13 protein-coding genes and 1 tRNA gene are annotated in these 16,875 nt (G+C 68.8%); 12 read left to right on the forward strand and 2 right to left on the reverse strand.

The annotated features are described in order from the left end of the window. Positions 1 to 18: 18 nt before the first annotated feature. From fmt to LDO27_RS22790, 9 genes are all read left to right on the forward strand, one after another. Entirely contained in the window at positions 19 to 1,047 is a 1,029-nt protein-coding gene (gene fmt, locus LDO27_RS22750; protein ID WP_224044139.1) for a methionyl-tRNA formyltransferase, read from the forward strand. Positions 1,048 to 1,243: 196 nt separating this feature from the next. Further along, positions 1,244 to 2,104, forward strand: coding sequence for a zinc metalloprotease HtpX (gene htpX, locus LDO27_RS22755; RefSeq protein WP_222203038.1), 861 nt, complete (start codon positions 1,244 to 1,246; stop codon positions 2,102 to 2,104). A 216-nt stretch (positions 2,105 to 2,320) separates the two neighbouring features. Then, positions 2,321 to 3,715, forward strand: coding sequence for a 16S rRNA (cytosine(967)-C(5))-methyltransferase RsmB (gene rsmB / locus LDO27_RS22760; RefSeq protein ID WP_224044140.1), 1,395 nt, complete (start codon positions 2,321 to 2,323; stop codon positions 3,713 to 3,715). A gap of 18 nt (positions 3,716 to 3,733) precedes the next feature. Next, complete coding sequence (locus LDO27_RS22765) at positions 3,734 to 4,678, forward strand: DUF4390 domain-containing protein (RefSeq protein ID WP_224044141.1); 945 nt, start codon at positions 3,734 to 3,736, stop codon at positions 4,676 to 4,678. Continuing rightward, positions 4,675 to 7,152: a sensor histidine kinase gene (locus tag LDO27_RS22770; RefSeq protein WP_224044142.1), complete on the forward strand. Its 2,478-nt coding sequence runs from the start codon at positions 4,675 to 4,677 to the stop codon at positions 7,150 to 7,152. Before LDO27_RS22765 ends, LDO27_RS22770 begins: the two co-directional genes overlap by 4 nt. A gap of 53 nt (positions 7,153 to 7,205) precedes the next feature. Beyond that, on the forward strand, positions 7,206 to 7,898 hold the full coding sequence (locus LDO27_RS22775) for a response regulator (protein WP_222203046.1): 693 nt from the start codon (positions 7,206 to 7,208) through the stop codon (positions 7,896 to 7,898). A gap of 87 nt (positions 7,899 to 7,985) precedes the next feature. Continuing rightward, positions 7,986 to 8,061 (forward strand) — tRNA-Phe (locus LDO27_RS22780). Between the two features lie 543 nt (positions 8,062 to 8,604). Beyond that, positions 8,605 to 8,874: a MoaD/ThiS family protein gene (locus tag LDO27_RS22785; protein ID WP_222203049.1), complete on the forward strand. Its 270-nt coding sequence runs from the start codon at positions 8,605 to 8,607 to the stop codon at positions 8,872 to 8,874. Between the two features lie 18 nt (positions 8,875 to 8,892). Next, positions 8,893 to 10,026 (forward strand): WD40/YVTN/BNR-like repeat-containing protein, encoded by a 1,134-nt coding sequence (locus tag LDO27_RS22790; RefSeq protein ID WP_224044143.1) that lies wholly within the window; start codon positions 8,893 to 8,895, stop codon positions 10,024 to 10,026. A gap of 40 nt (positions 10,027 to 10,066) precedes the next feature. On the opposite strand, the gene LDO27_RS22795 is transcribed toward LDO27_RS22790, so the two are convergent. Further along, entirely contained in the window at positions 10,067 to 11,797 is a 1,731-nt protein-coding gene (locus tag LDO27_RS22795) for a carbohydrate porin (RefSeq protein ID WP_224044144.1), read from the reverse strand. 496 nt (positions 11,798 to 12,293) lie between these two features. Here LDO27_RS22795 and LDO27_RS22800 point away from each other — a divergent pair, with 496 nt between their 5' ends. The 3 genes from LDO27_RS22800 to dinB all read left to right on the forward strand — a co-directional run bounded on the left by LDO27_RS22800 (position 12,294) and on the right by dinB (position 15,761). Then, positions 12,294 to 13,430, forward strand: coding sequence for a TRAP transporter substrate-binding protein (locus tag LDO27_RS22800; protein WP_224044145.1), 1,137 nt, complete (start codon positions 12,294 to 12,296; stop codon positions 13,428 to 13,430). Between the two features lie 119 nt (positions 13,431 to 13,549). Next, the gene (gene rarD, locus LDO27_RS22805; RefSeq protein ID WP_224044147.1) at positions 13,550 to 14,440 is read left to right on the forward strand and encodes an EamA family transporter RarD; all 891 of its coding nucleotides are present in this window, start codon (positions 13,550 to 13,552) and stop codon (positions 14,438 to 14,440) included. Positions 14,441 to 14,630: 190 nt separating this feature from the next. Further along, positions 14,631 to 15,761 carry a DNA polymerase IV gene (gene dinB / locus LDO27_RS22810; RefSeq protein ID WP_224044148.1) on the forward strand — a complete coding sequence of 377 codons (1,131 nt, stop codon included), beginning with the start codon at positions 14,631 to 14,633 and terminating at the stop codon, positions 15,759 to 15,761. Here dinB and LDO27_RS22815 read toward each other — a convergent pair. Continuing rightward, a complete protein-coding gene (locus LDO27_RS22815; protein WP_377747549.1) occupies positions 15,758 to 16,762 on the reverse strand; it encodes a DUF2272 domain-containing protein in 1,005 nt (334 codons plus the stop codon). The two genes, dinB and LDO27_RS22815, sit on opposite strands and share 4 nt — an antisense overlap. Between the last annotated feature and the right edge of the window lie 113 nt (positions 16,763 to 16,875).

Below are 16,875 nucleotides of genomic sequence, written 5' to 3' on the forward strand. Positions count from 1 at the left end.
CTCTCACGCGAACCGCCGATGTCAGACTCCGCCTTCCCCCTCGACTCCGCCACGCCCGCACCGCATGCCGGCGCCCTGCGCGTGGCGTTTGCCGGCACGCCGGAATTCGCCCGGGCCGCGCTCGAGGCGATCCACGCGGCCGGCTTTCCGGTGGTGGCGGTGCTGAGCCAGCCGGACCGGCCCGCCGGTCGCGGCATGCAGTTGCAGGCCAGTCCCGTCAAGCAGTACGCCGTCGCGCAGGGTCTCGCGCCCATCCTGCAGCCGCGTTCGCTGCGCCGGCATGGCAAGTATCCCGAGGAGGCCGGCGCCGCTGTCGATGCGCTGGCCGCCTGCGCGCCCGACGTGATGGTGGTCGCGGCCTACGGGTTGATCCTGCCGGCCGAGGTGCTGGCACTGCCGCGCCACGGCTGCCTGAATATCCACGCCTCGCTGCTGCCGCGCTGGCGCGGCGCCGCACCGATCCACCGCGCCATCGAGGCGGGCGACGCCGAGACCGGCATCACCCTGATGCAGATGGACGAAGGGCTCGATACCGGCGCCATGATCGCGCGCGAGGCCGTGCCCATCGGGCCGGACACGACCACGGCGCAACTGCATGACACGCTGGCCGCGCTCGGCGCGCGGATGATCGTCGACGCGCTGCGCCGGCTGCGGGCCGAGGGCGGGTTGGCCGCGACGCCGCAGCCGGAGGCGGGCGTCACCTATGCCGAGAAGATCGGCAAGGACGAGGCGCGCCTGGATCTGCGCCGGCCCGCCGCCGAGCTGGCGCGCCAGGTGCGCGCCTTCGATCCGTTTCCGGGCGCGACGGTGCAGGTGGGCGACACCGCCATCAAGTGCTGGCAGGCGCAGGCCATCGAGGCCGGGGGCGAACCCGGCACCGTGCTCGCGGCCGATGCCGACGGCGTGGTGATCGCCTGCGGCGAGGGCGCGCTGCGCGTCACTCTGCTCCAGAAGCCCGGCGGGCGCCGCCTGCCGGCGCGCGAATTCCTGCAGGGCATGCCCATGCCGGCCGGCACGCTGTGCGTGCTGCCCCAGCGGGCCGACTAGCCCCCGAAGCGGTCCCGCGCCGCACCTCGCGCCCCCGCCCGGCACGTTGCGCCACCCCGGGGCCATTCGTCCAAAAAGGTTGAATTCACAGGCCGCGGCATCATCTAAGTGACACCGCGCCCCGCTCCGAATTCCGGGCGGCGTGGCCCGCTACGGGACCACCGCGCGGCACGACGATGTCACGGAGATCACTGCAATGTTCAACTGGGTCAAGACCTTCATGCTGATGGCGGCCATCACGGCGCTGTTCATCGTCATCGGCGGCATGATCGGCGGGCGCAGCGGCATGATGTTCGCGCTGGTGATGGCGCTGGGCATGAACTTCTTTTCGTACTGGTTCTCGGACAAGCTGGTCCTGCGCATGTACAACGCGCGCGAGGTCGATGCCAGCACCGCGCCCCAGTTCTATGCGATGGTGCAGGACCTGGCGCAGCGCGCCAACCTGCCCATGCCGCGCGTCTACCTGATCGACGAGGACGCGCCCAACGCCTTCGCCACGGGCCGCAATCCCGAGAACGCCGCGGTGGCGGCCACCACGGGCATCATGCGCGTGCTGTCGGACCGCGAACTGCGCGGCGTGATGGCGCACGAGCTGGCCCACGTGCAGCACCGCGATATCCTGATCTCGACCATCGCCGCGACCATGGCCGGCGCCATCGCGGCGCTCGCCAACTTCGCCATGTTCTTCGGCGGGCGCGATGCCGAAGGCAACCGGACGAATCCGATCGCCGGCATCGCGGTGGCCATCCTGGCACCGCTGGCGGCCTCGCTGATCCAGATGGCGATCTCGCGGGCGCGCGAGTTCGAGGCGGACCGCGGCGGCGCACAGATCAGCGGCGATCCGCAGGCGCTGGCGATGGCGCTGGACAAGATCCACCGCTATGCGCAGGGCATCCCGTTCCAGGCGGCCGAAGCCAATCCGTCCACGGCGCAGATGATGATCATGAACCCGCTGTCGGGCGGCGGCATCGCCAATCTGTTCTCGACGCACCCGTCCACCGAGGAGCGTGTCGCGCGGCTGATGCAGATGGCGCAGACCGGCACCTATCCACTCTGACGAGGGCGCGGGCGACGCCGCGGTGGCATCGGCAAGCCGCCCCGGGCAGGCGCCATGCGCGCACAGGGTAAACTGCCCGCCGTATTCCGCGTGGAATCGGCGGGCTTTTATTTGGGCAGCCGTTTTGCCAAGGGGCTCGCCGCCTGCCTGACCTGATTCCGCTCCCGCCGTATTCGTCGTTCCCGCCGGCCGTGCCGGCATTTCCGTATTGAAGTCATGCGCCTGCCTCGTGAATCCCTAGCTTTCCAAATGCTGGCCGCCGCCGCCGCCGTGCGCGGCGTCAACGAAGGCAGCGCGCTGCCGCAGGCCATCGAGGCCGCCGCGTCGCAATTCCGGCTGGACCGCCAGGCCGACGCCGCCACGCGCGGCGCGCTGCAGGACCTGGCCTACCGCACCATGCGGCAGTTCGGCACCGTGCGCCTGCTGGTCACGCGCATGGTGTCGCGCCCGCCGGGCGCACTGGTGGACTCTCTGCTCGCGGTGGCCCTGACCCTGCTGATCGACAACGAAGGCAAGCGTGGCAGCGACGACAAGGCGAGCGACAACGACCGGGACCGCGGCGGCTACACCGATTTCACGGTGGTGGACCAAGCAGTGAGCGCCGCCGCCTCCGAACCGAAGACCGCGCATGCGCGCGGCATGGTCAACGCGGTGCTGCGCCGCTTCGTGCGCGAGCGCAATGCGCTGCTGGCCGATGCGCGCCAGGACGAGGAGGCACGCTGGAACCTGCCGCCGTGGTGGCTGCGCACGCTGCGCGAGGCGTATCCCCAGCAGTGGCAGGCGCTGGCCGAGCATGCCAACACGCGGCCGCCGATGACGCTGCGCGTCAATACCGCGCGCGTATCCGTGCAGGACTATCTGGGACGCGTGGCCGATGCCGGCATGGCGGCGCGCGCCATCGGCCCGCAGGCGGTGCGGCTGGTTCGCCCGTTCCCCGTATCGATGATTCCCGGCTTCGACGCGGGGGACGTGTCGGTGCAGGATGCCGGCGCGCAGCTGGCCGCTCCGCTGCTGGAACTGGCCGATGGCATGCGCGTGCTCGATGCCTGCGCGGCGCCCGGCGGCAAGACAGGCCATCTGCTGGAGCTCGCGCGGGTCCACGTGACCGCGGTGGAGAGCGACGCGGTGCGCGCCGAGCGCATCGAGGAGAACCTGGCGCGGCTGTCGCAGCAGGCCGAGATCGTGGTCGGCGATGCCAGCCGGCCCCAGACGTGGTGGGACGGCGAGCCCTTCGACCGCATCCTGGCCGACGTGCCGTGCTCGGCCTCGGGCATCGTGCGCCGCCATCCCGATATCCGCTGGGTGCGGCGCGAAGACGATATCGCGCGCCTCGTGAACGAACAGCGCCGCATCGTTTCGCAGCTGTGGCCCCTGCTCAAGCCGGGCGGCATCCTGCTCTATGTGACCTGTTCTATTTTCCCAACGGAGGGCGAGGAGCAGGCCCGCTGGTTTGGTGCCCAGCTACCAGATGCGATACGATTGCAGGCGCCCGGCCAGATGCTGCCCGGCACGCAGACGCGGGATGTGGCTGGTAGCGGGACCGGCGGCCACGCCAGCCTGCCGTCGGATCACGACGGCTTCTTCTACGCCCGCTTCCAGAAACGCCCCTGAGCACTTACCGCCAGCCCGATGCCGAGATCGCTTCGCTTGTCCGTCTTCCGCGTCCATGACGACAATGCGACCCTCCCGTATCCGGCCGGCGCGGCCCGCGCTCCATCCCGGGCCCGGGCTGGGCTGATGCGCTTCCTGCTGTGGGCGGTCCTCGTGGTGGGGGCGCTGCTGATGCTGCCGCCCACCGCCAGCGCGCAGGTCATCGAGGTGACGGAGGCCCGCATCGATTACCAGGAGGGCGGCTTCGACCTGAGCGCAAGCTTCGACTTCGAACTGACCCCGGCCCTGGAAGACGCGCTGCACAAGGGCATCTCGCTGTATTTCGCCATCGACTTCCAGTTGAGCCGTCCGCGCTGGTACTGGTTCGACGACAAGCCAGTCAATACGACGCGCAGCGTGCGGCTGTCCTACCATCCGCTCACCCGGCAATACCGCGTGTCCACCGGCGGGCTGCAACTGCCGTTCACGCGGCTCAAGGGCGCGCTCGACTTTATCCGCCATGTGCGCGGCTGGCGCGTGTTCGAGCGCAATGTGGTCAAGGTGGGCGAGACCTATCAGGCCGAAGTGCGCATGCGGCTGGACCTGTCGCAACTGCCCAAGCCGTTCCAGATCAACGCGGTCAACACGCGCGACTGGAATCTGGCCTCCGAATGGCGCCGGTTCGACTACACGGTTTCGCTGGAGCCGCGCACGCCGCCACCGCCCCCGCCCACGCCGCCCGCCCCTCCGTTCCCCGCACCGGCCTCGCCACCGCTGCCCGCGCCCGCGCCTTCGTCCGCCCCCGCGCCGGCGGCCCCTGCGCCCGCGGCACCGGCCAGTGCGCCGCCTTCGCCCGCCTCGCCGCCGGCCGCGACGCCGCCCGCCTCGGCGCCGGCCGCGCGAGAACAGCGCCCCGGACCCAACCTGCGCGCGCTGGCGTGGAGCCCGATCCCGGGCATGGCCGGCCGCGCGCGGCGATCATGAAACGCAGGCTCGGCAATTTCCTCGACGGCCGCCTGCGACGGGTGGTCTCGCGCGTGCTGGTCGGCATCATCGTCTTTCTCGCGCTGGTGCTGGTGGGCCTGCTGGCCGGCGCATCGGCCAATACCGAATTCTTCGACCGCTATTTCACGCTGCTGTACAAGGTGAACCTTGTTATCGGCGTGCTGCTGGTGCTGATCATCGGCGCGCTGGCGATCACGCTGTGGGTGCGCTACCGACGCGGCAAGTTCGGCGCGCGCCTGATGACCAAGCTCGCGGTGTTCTTCGGCGTGGTCGGCGTGCTGCCGGGCGTGCTGATCTATCTGGTGTCGCTGCAGTTCGTCTCGCGCAGCATCGAGTCGTGGTTCGACGTGCGCGTGGAAACGGCGCTCGAGGCCGGGCTGAACCTGGGCCGCTCCATCATCGATAGCGCGCTGGCCGACGTGCAGGGCAAGGCGAGGCAGATGGCCGACCAGATCACCGCGTCTTCCGAGCCCACCAGTTCGCTGCAGCTGAACCGGCTGCGCGAGCAATACGGCCTGCAGGAAGCGTCCATCTTCACCGGCAGCGGCCGGGTCATCGCCAGCGCATCGAGCAGCTACGTGTCGCTGGTACCCAGCCTGCCCTCGGCGGTGCTGGCCGAGCAGGCGCGCCTTGCCGGCGGCTACGCGGCAGTCGAGGGCGGCACCGATCCTTCCGCGGGCGACCCCGACAATCACGCGCCGGCCGACCGCGCCGACGGCACGCACCTGTACCGGCTGCGCGTGATCATCCCGCTTGGCCCGGCACCGGCCAGCGGCGATGGCGGCGTGGGTGCGCAGCCCGGGCAAAGCGGCGCGGGCTCGGCGACCTTGCGGGGGCAATGGGCGGGATCGGGCCTGTCGGTCGAGCGCCGTCCCGAGGATTCCGCCTCGATCGGGTTCGGCCTCCTGGGCGACACCGTCCGCGAGGAGCGTTACCTGCAGATCGTCCATCCGGTGCCCGCGGTGCTGGCGCGCAATGCCGACGAGGTCCAGCGCGCCTATCAGGAGTACCAGGAAAAGGCGCTGGGCCGCACGGGCCTGCGCAAGATGTATATCGGCACGCTGACGCTCACGCTGTTTCTCGCGGTGTTCATCGCGGTGATGCTTGCGCTGCTGCTCGGCGGGCAGCTGGCGCGGCCGCTGCTGATGCTGCTGCAGGGAACCAAGGAAGTGGCCGAGGGCGACCTCTCGCCCAAGCGCGAGCTCAAGAGCCGCGACGAACTTGGCATGCTGACCCAGCAGTTCAACATGATGACGCGGCAGCTGTCCGAGGCTCGCATGGCCGTGGAGGCCAATCGCGCCGCGCTGGAGCACTCGAAGGCGTTCCTCGAGAGCGTGCTGCAGAACCTGACCGCCGGCGTGCTCGTGTTCGATCGCCAGTTCGAGCTCGTCACGGCCAACCCCGGCGCCGAACGCATCTTCCGCCGGCCCTTCGGCGACGCTGTCGGGCAGTGCATCGACAGGATCCCGGGCCTGGAGGCCTTTGGCGACATCGTGCGCCAGGCATTTACCGAGCAGAGCACCAGCAAGATGCTGGGCGGCGCGGAACACTGGCAGAAGCAGATCGAGATCGCGCAGGGCGACGAGGAACAGCCGCTGACGCTGCTGGTGCGCGGCGCGCGCCTGCCCGGTGGCGACAGCACGCTCACCGACACCGCGGAGCCCGGCTACGTGGTCGTGTTCGACGATATTTCGGATGTCATCTCGGCGCAGCGTTCGGTCGCGTGGGGCGAGGTGGCACGCCGGCTGGCGCACGAGATCAAGAACCCGCTCACGCCGATCCAGCTATCGGCCGAGCGCCTGCAGATGAAGCTCTCGCCCAAGCTCGATGGTCCCGAGGCCGAGGTGCTCAAGCGCGGCGCCACCACCATCGTCAACCAGGTGGCCGCGATGAAACGCATGGTCGATGATTTCCGCGACTACGCGCGCACGCCGCCGGCCATGCTGCAATCGCTGCAGCTCAACGGGCTCGTGGCCGAGGTCCTGCACCTGTATGGCATCGACGATCCGGCCTCGCAGGAACACGCGGTCATCCATCCGCACCTGGCCGCCTCGCTGCCCGAAATCAAGGGCGATCCCACGCAGTTGCGCCAGGTCATTCACAACCTGCTGCAGAACGCGCAGGATGCGGTCGCGGAGAACGTCGCGGCGGCCCGGCCGGCGCCCCGTATCGCTCTGCACACCGAGCCTGTAGAATACAAAGACCCTGCCGGCGAAAATCGGCAGGCTGTCAAGTTAACCATCGCGGACAATGGCCCCGGATTCGCCCCGCGCATTTTGAGCCGCGCATTCGAACCATACGTGACCACCAAGGCAAAAGGCACCGGTCTGGGCCTGGCGATGGTAAAGAAGATCATAGACGAGCATGGCGCGCGCATCGAATTGCGCAATCGCATGGAAGGCTCCGAGATTATCGGGGCGCAGATCTCCATCCTGTTCGTTAAACTGGCATAGTCAAAAAGTAGCGCTCCGTACCGGAACGCCGCGGTGGGGTTAAGAGGGGAAGTATGGCAACGATCCTCGTAGTCGATGACGAAATGGGTATCCGGGAATTGCTCTCGGAAATTCTCAGCGACGAAGGCCATGTGGTCGAAGTCGCCGAAAATGCCCAGAAAGCGCGCGAATATCGGTCGGGCAATACGCCGGATCTGGTACTGCTCGATATCTGGATGCCGGATACCGACGGCGTTACGCTGCTCAAGGAATGGTCCTCGCAGGGCCAGCTCACCATGCCCGTCATCATGATGTCGGGCCACGCGACCATCGACACCGCCGTCGAGGCGACCAAGATCGGCGCGTTGAATTTCCTCGAAAAACCGATCGCCCTGCAGAAACTGCTGGCGGCGGTGGAGCAGGGACTGGCGCGCGGCCACGAAAAGCCGCGCAGCACTCCGGCCACGGCCGCGCCGGCGCTGGACGCGGCGCGCGAACCGGTTCAGGCCGCCGCGCCCGAGGCGGCGCCCAACGGTGCGGCCCAGCGCCTGCCCGAAGCCGAGATGCATTTCTCGTTCGACATGCCGCTGCGCGAGGCGCGCGACCTGTTCGAGCGGGCCTACTTCGAATATCACCTGCTGCGCGAGCACGGCAGCATGACGCGCGTGGCCGAGAAGACCGGCCTGGAGCGTACCCACCTGTACCGCAAGCTCAAGCAGCTGGGCGTCGAACTGGGCCGCAACAAGCCCGAGCCCGCGGAGCAGTAAGGTCAGGCCGGGGCTACCCCTCTCATCGTCAAATGCGTTGCGAAGGGTTGACCGTCAAAAAAAGCGCTGCTATAGTTTCGCTTCTTTGGCCCGGTAGCTCAGTCGGTAGAGCAGAGGATTGAAAATCCTTGTGTCGGCGGTTCGATTCCGTCCCAGGCCACCAGGTTGAAAAGGAAACGGAGGCTTCGGCCTCCGTTTCCTTTTGCAGTCTTCAGTTCGGACGCCGCGTCCGCATCCCGCCGTTTCGGCTTTCCCCGTTTTCGCTTTCCCCTTGCCGAATATCCGCGCGCTGAATTGGCCCGGGGAGGCCCGGTGCCGTTTTCGCCAACTTGCGCGCCGATTTGGCCAACGTTCCAAAATCGTTGTCCCCACGCCGCCGCGGCCGCGAAGGAATTGATAGACTGCGACCCGCGCATGGCTGCGGGGTGTTCGATAAAGGTCATGCGCGACTTCGGCGCCGGCCTGGCTACGCGCGCCGTCGATGCAGTAGACAAACGCACAAAAAAGACAGGACTGCCAGGCGGCGTCTTCACCGTCCGCGGTGAAGACGCCGGTTCTCCGGCCGGCTTGCTTCGCGCATTGGCGCCGCCTTCCGCGCCGTCCCAGCTTTCCCCCTCTCGCCGATTCCCGCCATTCGCAGCATTGCTGCGAAGCAACGGCATTTCGCGTCCTACACTGGATGGGTCGTTTTGCCGGGACTGCCGCCATGCCCCATATCGTCTTTGCCCCTGCCATCCAGCGGCACGTCGCGAGTCCCGATCGCGAAGTGCGGGCGAGCACCGTGAACGACGCGCTGCAAGCGGTATTCCAGTTGCAGCCGGAACTGCGCCACTACATCGTCGATGACCAGGGACAGTTGCGCCGGCACGTCGCCGTATTCGTCGACGGCACGGCCATACGCGATCGCCGACGGATGAGCGACCACGTCGGCGAAGCGAGCCGTGTCTACGTGGTGCAGGCGTTGTCCGGCGGTTGAACCACGGAGCCTGTCGACATGAGCGATCGCCTTCTCGTTGCCACACGCAAGGGACTGCTGGTGCTGCACCGTCAGCACGAGGGCCGCTGGCACCATGCCGAAACGCATTTCCTCGGCGAACCCGTCAGCATCGCGCTGGCCGACGCGCGCGACGGCACCTGGTACGCCGCGCTCAATCTCGGCCACTTCGGCGTGAAGCTGTGGCGGCGTCCGTCCGGGTCCCAGGCCTGGACCGCCTGCGCGGCGCCGGAATATCCGCCGCAGCCCGAGGGCGAGATGGCCGCTGCACCATCCGCTTCGGCCGCGGACCAGCCCGACCGTCCGCCGCCGGCACCGTGGACGCTGCAGCAGATCTGGTCACTGGAGACGGGCGGCGCCGACGAGCCGGGCGTGCTATGGGCCGGCACCATACCGGGGGGCCTTTTCCAGTCCCGCGACGGCGGCGCGAGCTGGGCGCTGAACCGCCCCTTGTGGGACCGGCCGGAGCGCGCCGAATGGTTCGGCGGCGGCTACGACTATCCCGGCATCCATTCGATCTGCGTCGATCCGCGCGACAGCCGCCATGTGTCGGTCGCGGTCTCGTGCGGCGGCGTGTGGCAGACCACCGATGGCGGCGAGAGCTGGCGCGCCACCACGGCCGGCATGAGCGCCGGCTATATGCCACCCGAGCGCAGCGAGGATCCGAATATCCAGGACCCCCACCGCATGGCGCACTGCGCGGCGCAGCCCGATGCGCTATGGGTGCAGCATCACGACGGCATCTTCCGCTCCACCGATGGCGGCCGGTCATGGCGCCGCGTGGTGGCCAGCCCGTCCAGCTTCGGCTTTGCGGTGGCGGTGCATCCGCGCGATCCCGATACCGCCTGGTTCGTGCCGGCGGTCAAGGACGAATGCCGGGTGCCGGTGGACGGGCGGCTGGTGGTGACGCGCACGCGCGATGGCGGGGGCTCTTTCGAAGCGCTGCATGACGGCCTGCCGCCGCCGCCGGCCTACGATCTGGTCTACCGCCATGGACTGGCCGTCGATGCCACCGGCGAGCGTCTTGCCATGGGATCGACGACCGGGGCGCTATGGGCGACCGAGGACGGCGGGGACCACTGGCAATGCCTGTCGGCCCATCTGCCGCCCGTCTACGCGGTGCAGTTCGCCTGAATCGCAGGGACTCTACGGCGGCCGCGGGAGCGCGCGCGCCTTACCAGCGCCGGTTGAGCTGGATGCCGAAGATCGACCCCGAAGCCTGCGAGGCCCAGGCCTCGGCCGGCGCGGCGAAGGAGATGCCCTCGACATCGTTGGAGCGGCTATAGGTGTAGAAGGCGCGCAGGTTCGCGTTTCCGGCAGACTTGCCCAGCGTGAAGGTCGGCGCCACCGTTAGCGCGGTGCGCTGGCCGCTGGCGCCGAAGCCCGACGAGATCTGGTCGTGCGCAACCTCGAAGGTCAGCTTGAACTGGTCGCTGGCGACGTAGCTCGGGCGCACCCGGGTCGCCATCCACTGCAGCGTACCCAGCGCCGACTGGTCGAACTGCATGCTCGATTCCACCGAGCCGCCGAGGCCGGACTGTCCCTTCCATTCCATCGACTCGGCCACGCGCACGCGCGAGAGCGAGGCGCCCATGCCGGTATAGCCCGTCATGGCGGTGCGGCTGCCGCTGCCGTACTGCACCCCCAGCCGGTTGGTGCCGGCGAGCACGCCTTTCTGTTCGTGCAGCGCGGACGCCCACCAGGCGCTGCCGGCATCCTGCGAGGGATCCTGCGATTCGACGCGCGTAAAGCCCAGCTGCAGCGAGCCGCGGTCGTTGGTGCGGATCGGGCCGGTGCGCAGCGAATGGTAGCTGGGCAGGTGCTGGCCATTGGTCTCGTCGCGGGCGGTGAACTGGTAGCTCAGGCCGACGCTGCCGACGCGGGCGTTGTCCACGCCGAAGCGCATTGCGTTGGACGTCGGCGGCAGCAGGCCGGATGACAGCAGGAAGGGAGACACGTCGCGCCGGCCCATCCACATCGTCGCGCCGTCGAGCTCGGACAGGCCGCTGACCGCGGTATAGAACTGCGGCACGAGCTGGTACGGATCGACGGCGGCCGGCCGACCGTTGACCGTGGTGGCCTCGGTGCCGCGCGCCTTGGCCACGACCTGCACCTGGCCGCCGCCGTCCAGCGACAGCAGCGATTCCTTGACGCTCACCTCCCCGGTACTGCGGCACGCCACGCCGGAGCCCAGGCCGCTGGACAGGCCGGCGCCAGGACAAACCCGGCTCGACGAGCGGCGCTCCTCGTAGGCCGCGCGGCCGCTGTAGCTCAACCGCCATACCGATTCCTCCGCCGGCTCCATCGCGGGGAGGCTGGAGGCGAAGACAGGCGGCGCGTCCGGCGGCGTCTCGGCGCTGGCCTCGCCCTGCTGCGCCGGCGCCGGCGCAGGGGGATCGGGAACGAAGACGCCGACGCGCTCGGGGAACAGCACCACCGGCGGCGGGGGCGGCGGCTCCGGCGGGCCGGCCAGTTCGACCGGCTCCTCGGCGGCAGGCGCCTCGCCGGTGGACGGGTCGACCTGCGCCTGCCCGGGCTCGCCGGCAGCGGCGGGCGCCGCGGGCTGGTCCAGCGGTTGGCCAGGCTGGTCCGGCGGCGCGGCCTGGGCCGTGGCGGCACCGTCGTTCGCAGGAGCGGGGGCGGGGGCTGAGGCTGAGGCTGAGGCGCCACTGTCCGGCGCCGGCACGGAGGCCCCAGCGCCGTCCGCGGCCGCATCGAGCAGGGCGCCCAGCGGATCGGCGGCCGGCGCGGCGGATTCGCTCGATGCCGGAGGAACCGCGACCGTGGCCACCGGCGGCACGGCGGGCGGTGCTCCGAGCTGCGGCGGGGCCAGCAGCGCGCTGTCTGCCGCCTGCTGCACGGGCTGGGCGCACGCAACCATCCCCCAGGCAGCGAGCACGGCCATGCTCAGGCGGCGGGAGGAAAGGCGGGGAGCGAATGGCACGGACGGCAGCATGGGACCACTGGAGCGAAGGCAATACACGAACCCGGATGGGTCCGCCGGGGTCAGCCCGGCGGGGCAACTTTTTTATCAGCCGGCCTTTTCGACCGCAAGCGGGGTTACAAAATCCATGCAGATATGACTTTCTTGCGATACGAAACCGGGCGCAACTGTTGTTTTACGAGACGTTCGTGACAAAGCCATTCACCTTGCGCATGGTGAAAATCCCGCCGTATTCCTAGCGAAAACCCGCACACCATCGCTACCCCGTGCCGAATTGGCCACCGCTATAATCGGTCAGCCTGTCGGTACGGGTCAGGACGGGCCCGAGCCTGTTACCGGCGCACACGCAATGACAGGTGTGCGCCGGTAACAGGCTCCGTGTTGCTCGGCGGCTCAATATTGCGCGCGGCCTTTCACGGCCTGGCGCCGCATCAAAAATCCATAACGAGGAGAATTCATGGAACGTCGTTCCTTTTTGTTGAAGGCAGGGGCGGTCGCCGCCACCGGGGCACTGGCCGCATGCGGCAAGGACGAGCAGCCGGCCGCGCCGGTCGCCGCCAGCGGGCCGGCCGCACCGGCCGTGGTGGGCAGCAACCCCGCGGTGGAATGGCGCCTGGCTTCCAGCTTTCCGAAATCGCTCGACACCATCTATGGCGGCGCCGAACTGCTGTCAGCCCGCGTGCGCGAACTGACCGACGGCAAGTTCAACATCAAGGTTTTCGCCGCCGGCGAAATCGTGCCGGGCCTGCAGGTGCTGGACGCCGTGCAGAACAATACGGTCCAGATCGGCCACACGGCCGGCTACTACTACTTCGGCAAGAACCCCACGCTGTGCTTCGACACCACGGTGCCGTTCGGCCTGACCGCGCGCCAGCAGACCGCCTGGATGATGCAGGGCAACGGCATGAAGGTCATGCGCGAATTCTTCAAGGAATACAACGTCGTCAACTTCCTGGGCGGCAACACCAACGCGCAGATGGGCGGCTGGTTCCGCAAGGAAATCAAGACGGTGGCGGACCTGCAGGGCCTGAAGTACCGCGTCGCCGGGTTCGCCGGCGTGGTGCTGGCGCGCCTGGGCGTGGTGCCGCAGCAGATCGCCGGCGGCGACATCTACCCGGCGCTGGAGAAGGGCACCATCGACGCGGCCGAGTGGGTTGGCCCCTACGATGACGAAAAGCTCGGCTTCTACAAGGTCGCGCCGTACTACTACTATCCCGGCTGGTGGGAAGGCAGCGCCCAGCTGTCGTTCTATGCCTCGGCACCGGAATTCGAGAAGCTGCCGGCGCTGTACAAGCGCGCGCTGGAGACTGCCACGGTCGAGGCCCACACCAACATGATGGCCAAGTACGACAACGTGAATCCGCAGGCGCTGGCCCGCCTGCTGGAGAACGGCGTGAAGCTGCGCCCGTTCTCGAAGGAAATCATGGAGGCATGCTTCAAGGCGACCCAGGACGCCTACGCCGAGGAAGTGGCGAAGAACCCGTCGTTCAAGAAGATCTACGACGACTGGCGCGTCTTCCGCAACAACCAGGCCGCGTGGTTCAACGTGGCCGAGCAGGCGTTCGCGCAGTTCAGCTTCGCGCGCAAGCTCTGATCGTCGCTGCGCTGGAGCGGGCGCCGTGCCCGCTCGGCCGCGGTGGCGGCCCCTCCGAGCCCGTGCCTGCACGGGCTTTTTTGCGCCGGTAGAATCTGCCCCTTCTACAGGGGTGTTCCATGCGGATAGGCATTCTGTACGCGTTGCTGGCGTACATCATCTGGGGCGTGCTGCCGCTCTATATCAAGGCGCTGCAGGGCATCGCGCCGTTCGAGATCCTGCTGCACCGGATGGTGTGGTCACTGGTCTTCCTCGGCCTGATCCTGGCCGTGCGCCGCCACTGGGGCTGGCTGCGGCAGGCCTGGTCCAGTCCCCGCCTGCTGATGGGGTTCGTCGCCAGCGCCTTGCTGTTGTGCGGCAACTGGTTCCTCTATATCTGGGCGGTGTCCACCAACCGCGTGGTGGACGCGAGCCTGGGCTACTTCATCAATCCGCTGTTCAGCGTGCTGCTGGGCGTGGTGTTCCTGCACGAGCGGTTGCGACCCGGGCAATGGCTGGCCATCGCGGTAGCCACCGCCGGCGTGGCGTGGCTGACCTTCGCCGCCGGGCAGTTGCCCTGGATCGCGCTGGCGCTGGCGGCCACCTTCGGCGGCTACGGCCTCATGCGCAAGACCGCAGCACTGGGTACGCTCGAAGGGCTGTCGCTGGAAACGCTGTTGCTGTTTCCCTTCGCCGCTGGTGCGCTCGCCTGGATGGCCCATACCGGCCGGGCGGATTTTCCCGACGCCAGCCTTGGCACCCAGTTGCTGATCACCATGGCCGGGCCGGTCACCGCGGTGCCGCTGCTGTTCTTCGCCGCCGCCGCGCGGCGCATTCCGCTCTCCCTGCTGGGACTGCTGCAGTACACGGGGCCCACGCTCCAGTTGCTGCTCGGCGTATGGCTGTGGCACGAGCCGTTCCCGGCCGACAAGCAGATCGGCTATGCCATGATCTGGGTGTCACTGGCCATGTATGCGGTCGAAGGAATATGGGCGGGACGGCGCCGCGCGCCCGTCACGGTGCCGGAATAGATCAGCGCCATTTATCGTTAGTTTCTCTTCCTGCTCACTCCGATTCGTCGCATTGATTAGTCACGTCGGCGGAAGATCTGCTTACCGCAGGTCCCCGCCTTGGTACATTCAGGCCACTAATCAGCGACCGCGCCAGCCGCCAGCCAAGATTCAACACGCGAATTCCAGAACGCCAGTCCCATCGGCCGACATGTCCCTGTCTCCCGCCCCTGCCGCCACGCCGCAGCGCAAGATCATCCATTGCGATTGCGACTGCTTCTACGCCTCGGTCGAGATGCGCGACGACCCGTCGCTGCGCGGCCGGCCCATGGCGGTCGGCGGGGCGGCGGACCGGCGCGGGGTCATCGCCACCTGCAACTACGAGGCGCGCGCCTTCGGGGTACGGTCGGCGATGTCGTCGGCCCAGGCGCTCAAGCGCTGTCCCGACCTGCTGATCGTGCGGCCGGCGATGGACAAGTACCGGGAGGTGTCGCGCCGGATCTTCGCCATCTATCGCGAATACACGGAACTGGTCGAACCGCTGTCGCTCGACGAAGCGTATCTGGACGTCAGCGCATGCTCGCGGCATCAGGGCAGTGCCACGCTGATTGCCGACGAGATCCGCCAGCGGGTACGCGAAGAGGTGGGGGTGACGGTGTCCGCCGGCGTCGGGCCGAACAAGTTCGTGGCCAAGATCGCCAGCGACTGGAACAAGCCCGACGGGCTGTTCGTGGTGCGCCCGGGGGCCCTGGATGCCTTCGTCGCCGCGCTGCCGGTCGAGCGCATCCATGGCGTCGGCGAGGTCACGGCCGCCAAGCTCAAGCGGCTGGGCGCCACGACGTGCGCCGACCTGCGCGAGTGGTCGCCCGACATGCTGCACCGGCACTTCGGCGCGTTCGGCGGGCGGCTCTACCATCTGTGCCGCGGGGTGGACACGCGCCAGGTCACCCCGGAGCGCGAGCGCAAGTCGATCAGCGTCGAGGAAACCTATTCGGACGACCTGCCCGACCTTGCCGCCTGCCTGGCCGAGCTCGATGCGCTGGTGGCCATGCTGGAGGCGCGCATCGCGCGCGCCCAGGCGCACGGCGCCATCCACAAGCTGACGGTCAAGCTGAAGTTCTCGGACTTCCGGCAGACCACGGTGGAGTGCCGCGGCCACGCGCCGGACCGCACCGTCTATGCGCGGTTGCTGACCGAGGGACATGGGCGCCGCGGTCTGCCGGTGCGGCTGCTGGGGGTGGGCGTGGGCACCAGCGATCCCGATACCGCGCAGCTCGACTGTTCGCGGACCCGCCCGCGGCGATCCTGCCCGAAGCGTCCTGAGGCGCGCGTGCCGGCCTAGGGCAGCTGGTTGCGCATCACCAGCAGCCACGGCATGTGCGAGTTGGTCAGCCCGTCGATGCGGCCGCTGTCGCCCAGCTCGATCACCTCCATCGACACCGATTGCTGCAGATTGCCGCCAATCGACTTGACCACGCGCGCGGTGGCGTCGACCTCGACCACGATGTCGCAGTGCATGGGCGTGGTGCCGAAGCCCACCTCCGCCGGCGTGCCGATGTATTTGTCGCGGCCGCGTCCCGCGCAGACGATATCGCCCGGGCGCGGCATCGCGGGGACGGGTTCGATGCGGAAGGCGGGCGCGGGCAGGATGCCGTCGCGCGCGTCCACCACGTACATCGAGTGCGATTCGCCCGTCAGGAACTGGCGCTCGTCCAGGCCTGCCTGGCGCAATACCCACGAGATAAAGACCGCCGACCATGCCCAGCGGCCCTGCGTGATCTCGTAGCAGTCCGGCGTCTTGCCCACGATGGCCCAGTAGCGCTGGGCCATGGCGCAGCCCTGCACGGTGGCCTCCATGCCGGTGCCATCGGGAAAGCCGGGGCAGGTCGCGGCCTGCGGCGCATCGTCGGCGCTGGGCTGGCCGGCGCCGGCCGCGATCCCGTTACCCAGCAGGCCGGCATCGGCGAGAGGATCGCCGCCCGGCGATGCGCCGGCGGTCGCGACGGCGGGAGCCGGAACCGGCAGCGGACTCGACGTGATGCAGGCCGTATCGTCGCGGCCGATGCGGATGGTCTGCCCGCCCCAGCGCTGCCACTCCTGCAGCGCGATATCCACGATGCGCTGGCGCGAGGGGGTACCCGCGGCGGGCTGCGCGGGCTCGGCCTGCGGCAGCGGTCTCGCCTGGGGCCGCGCCGTCGCCGGTGCGCGATCCACGGCCGTGGGACCGGCGCAGCCGGCCAGCAACAGGGCCGCTGCGCACAGGGCGGCTACCTGTGGAAAGAATTGTGAGAAACGATGTGAATAACGCTGTGGAAATCCGGGCAGGGGCGATCCAGTCGGCATGATGGCGTGTGAGTAGCCGGCGCTACGCGCGGTCCCCGCAACGCCAGTATTGACAGGGGGTGGCCGCCGATCGAGCGCGCCATCGCGGCCCGGATGGCGAGGGTATTGCACGG

The organism is Cupriavidus respiraculi (genome assembly GCF_914271545.1).
Taxonomy (GTDB): Bacteria; Pseudomonadota; Gammaproteobacteria; order Burkholderiales; family Burkholderiaceae; genus Cupriavidus; species Cupriavidus respiraculi.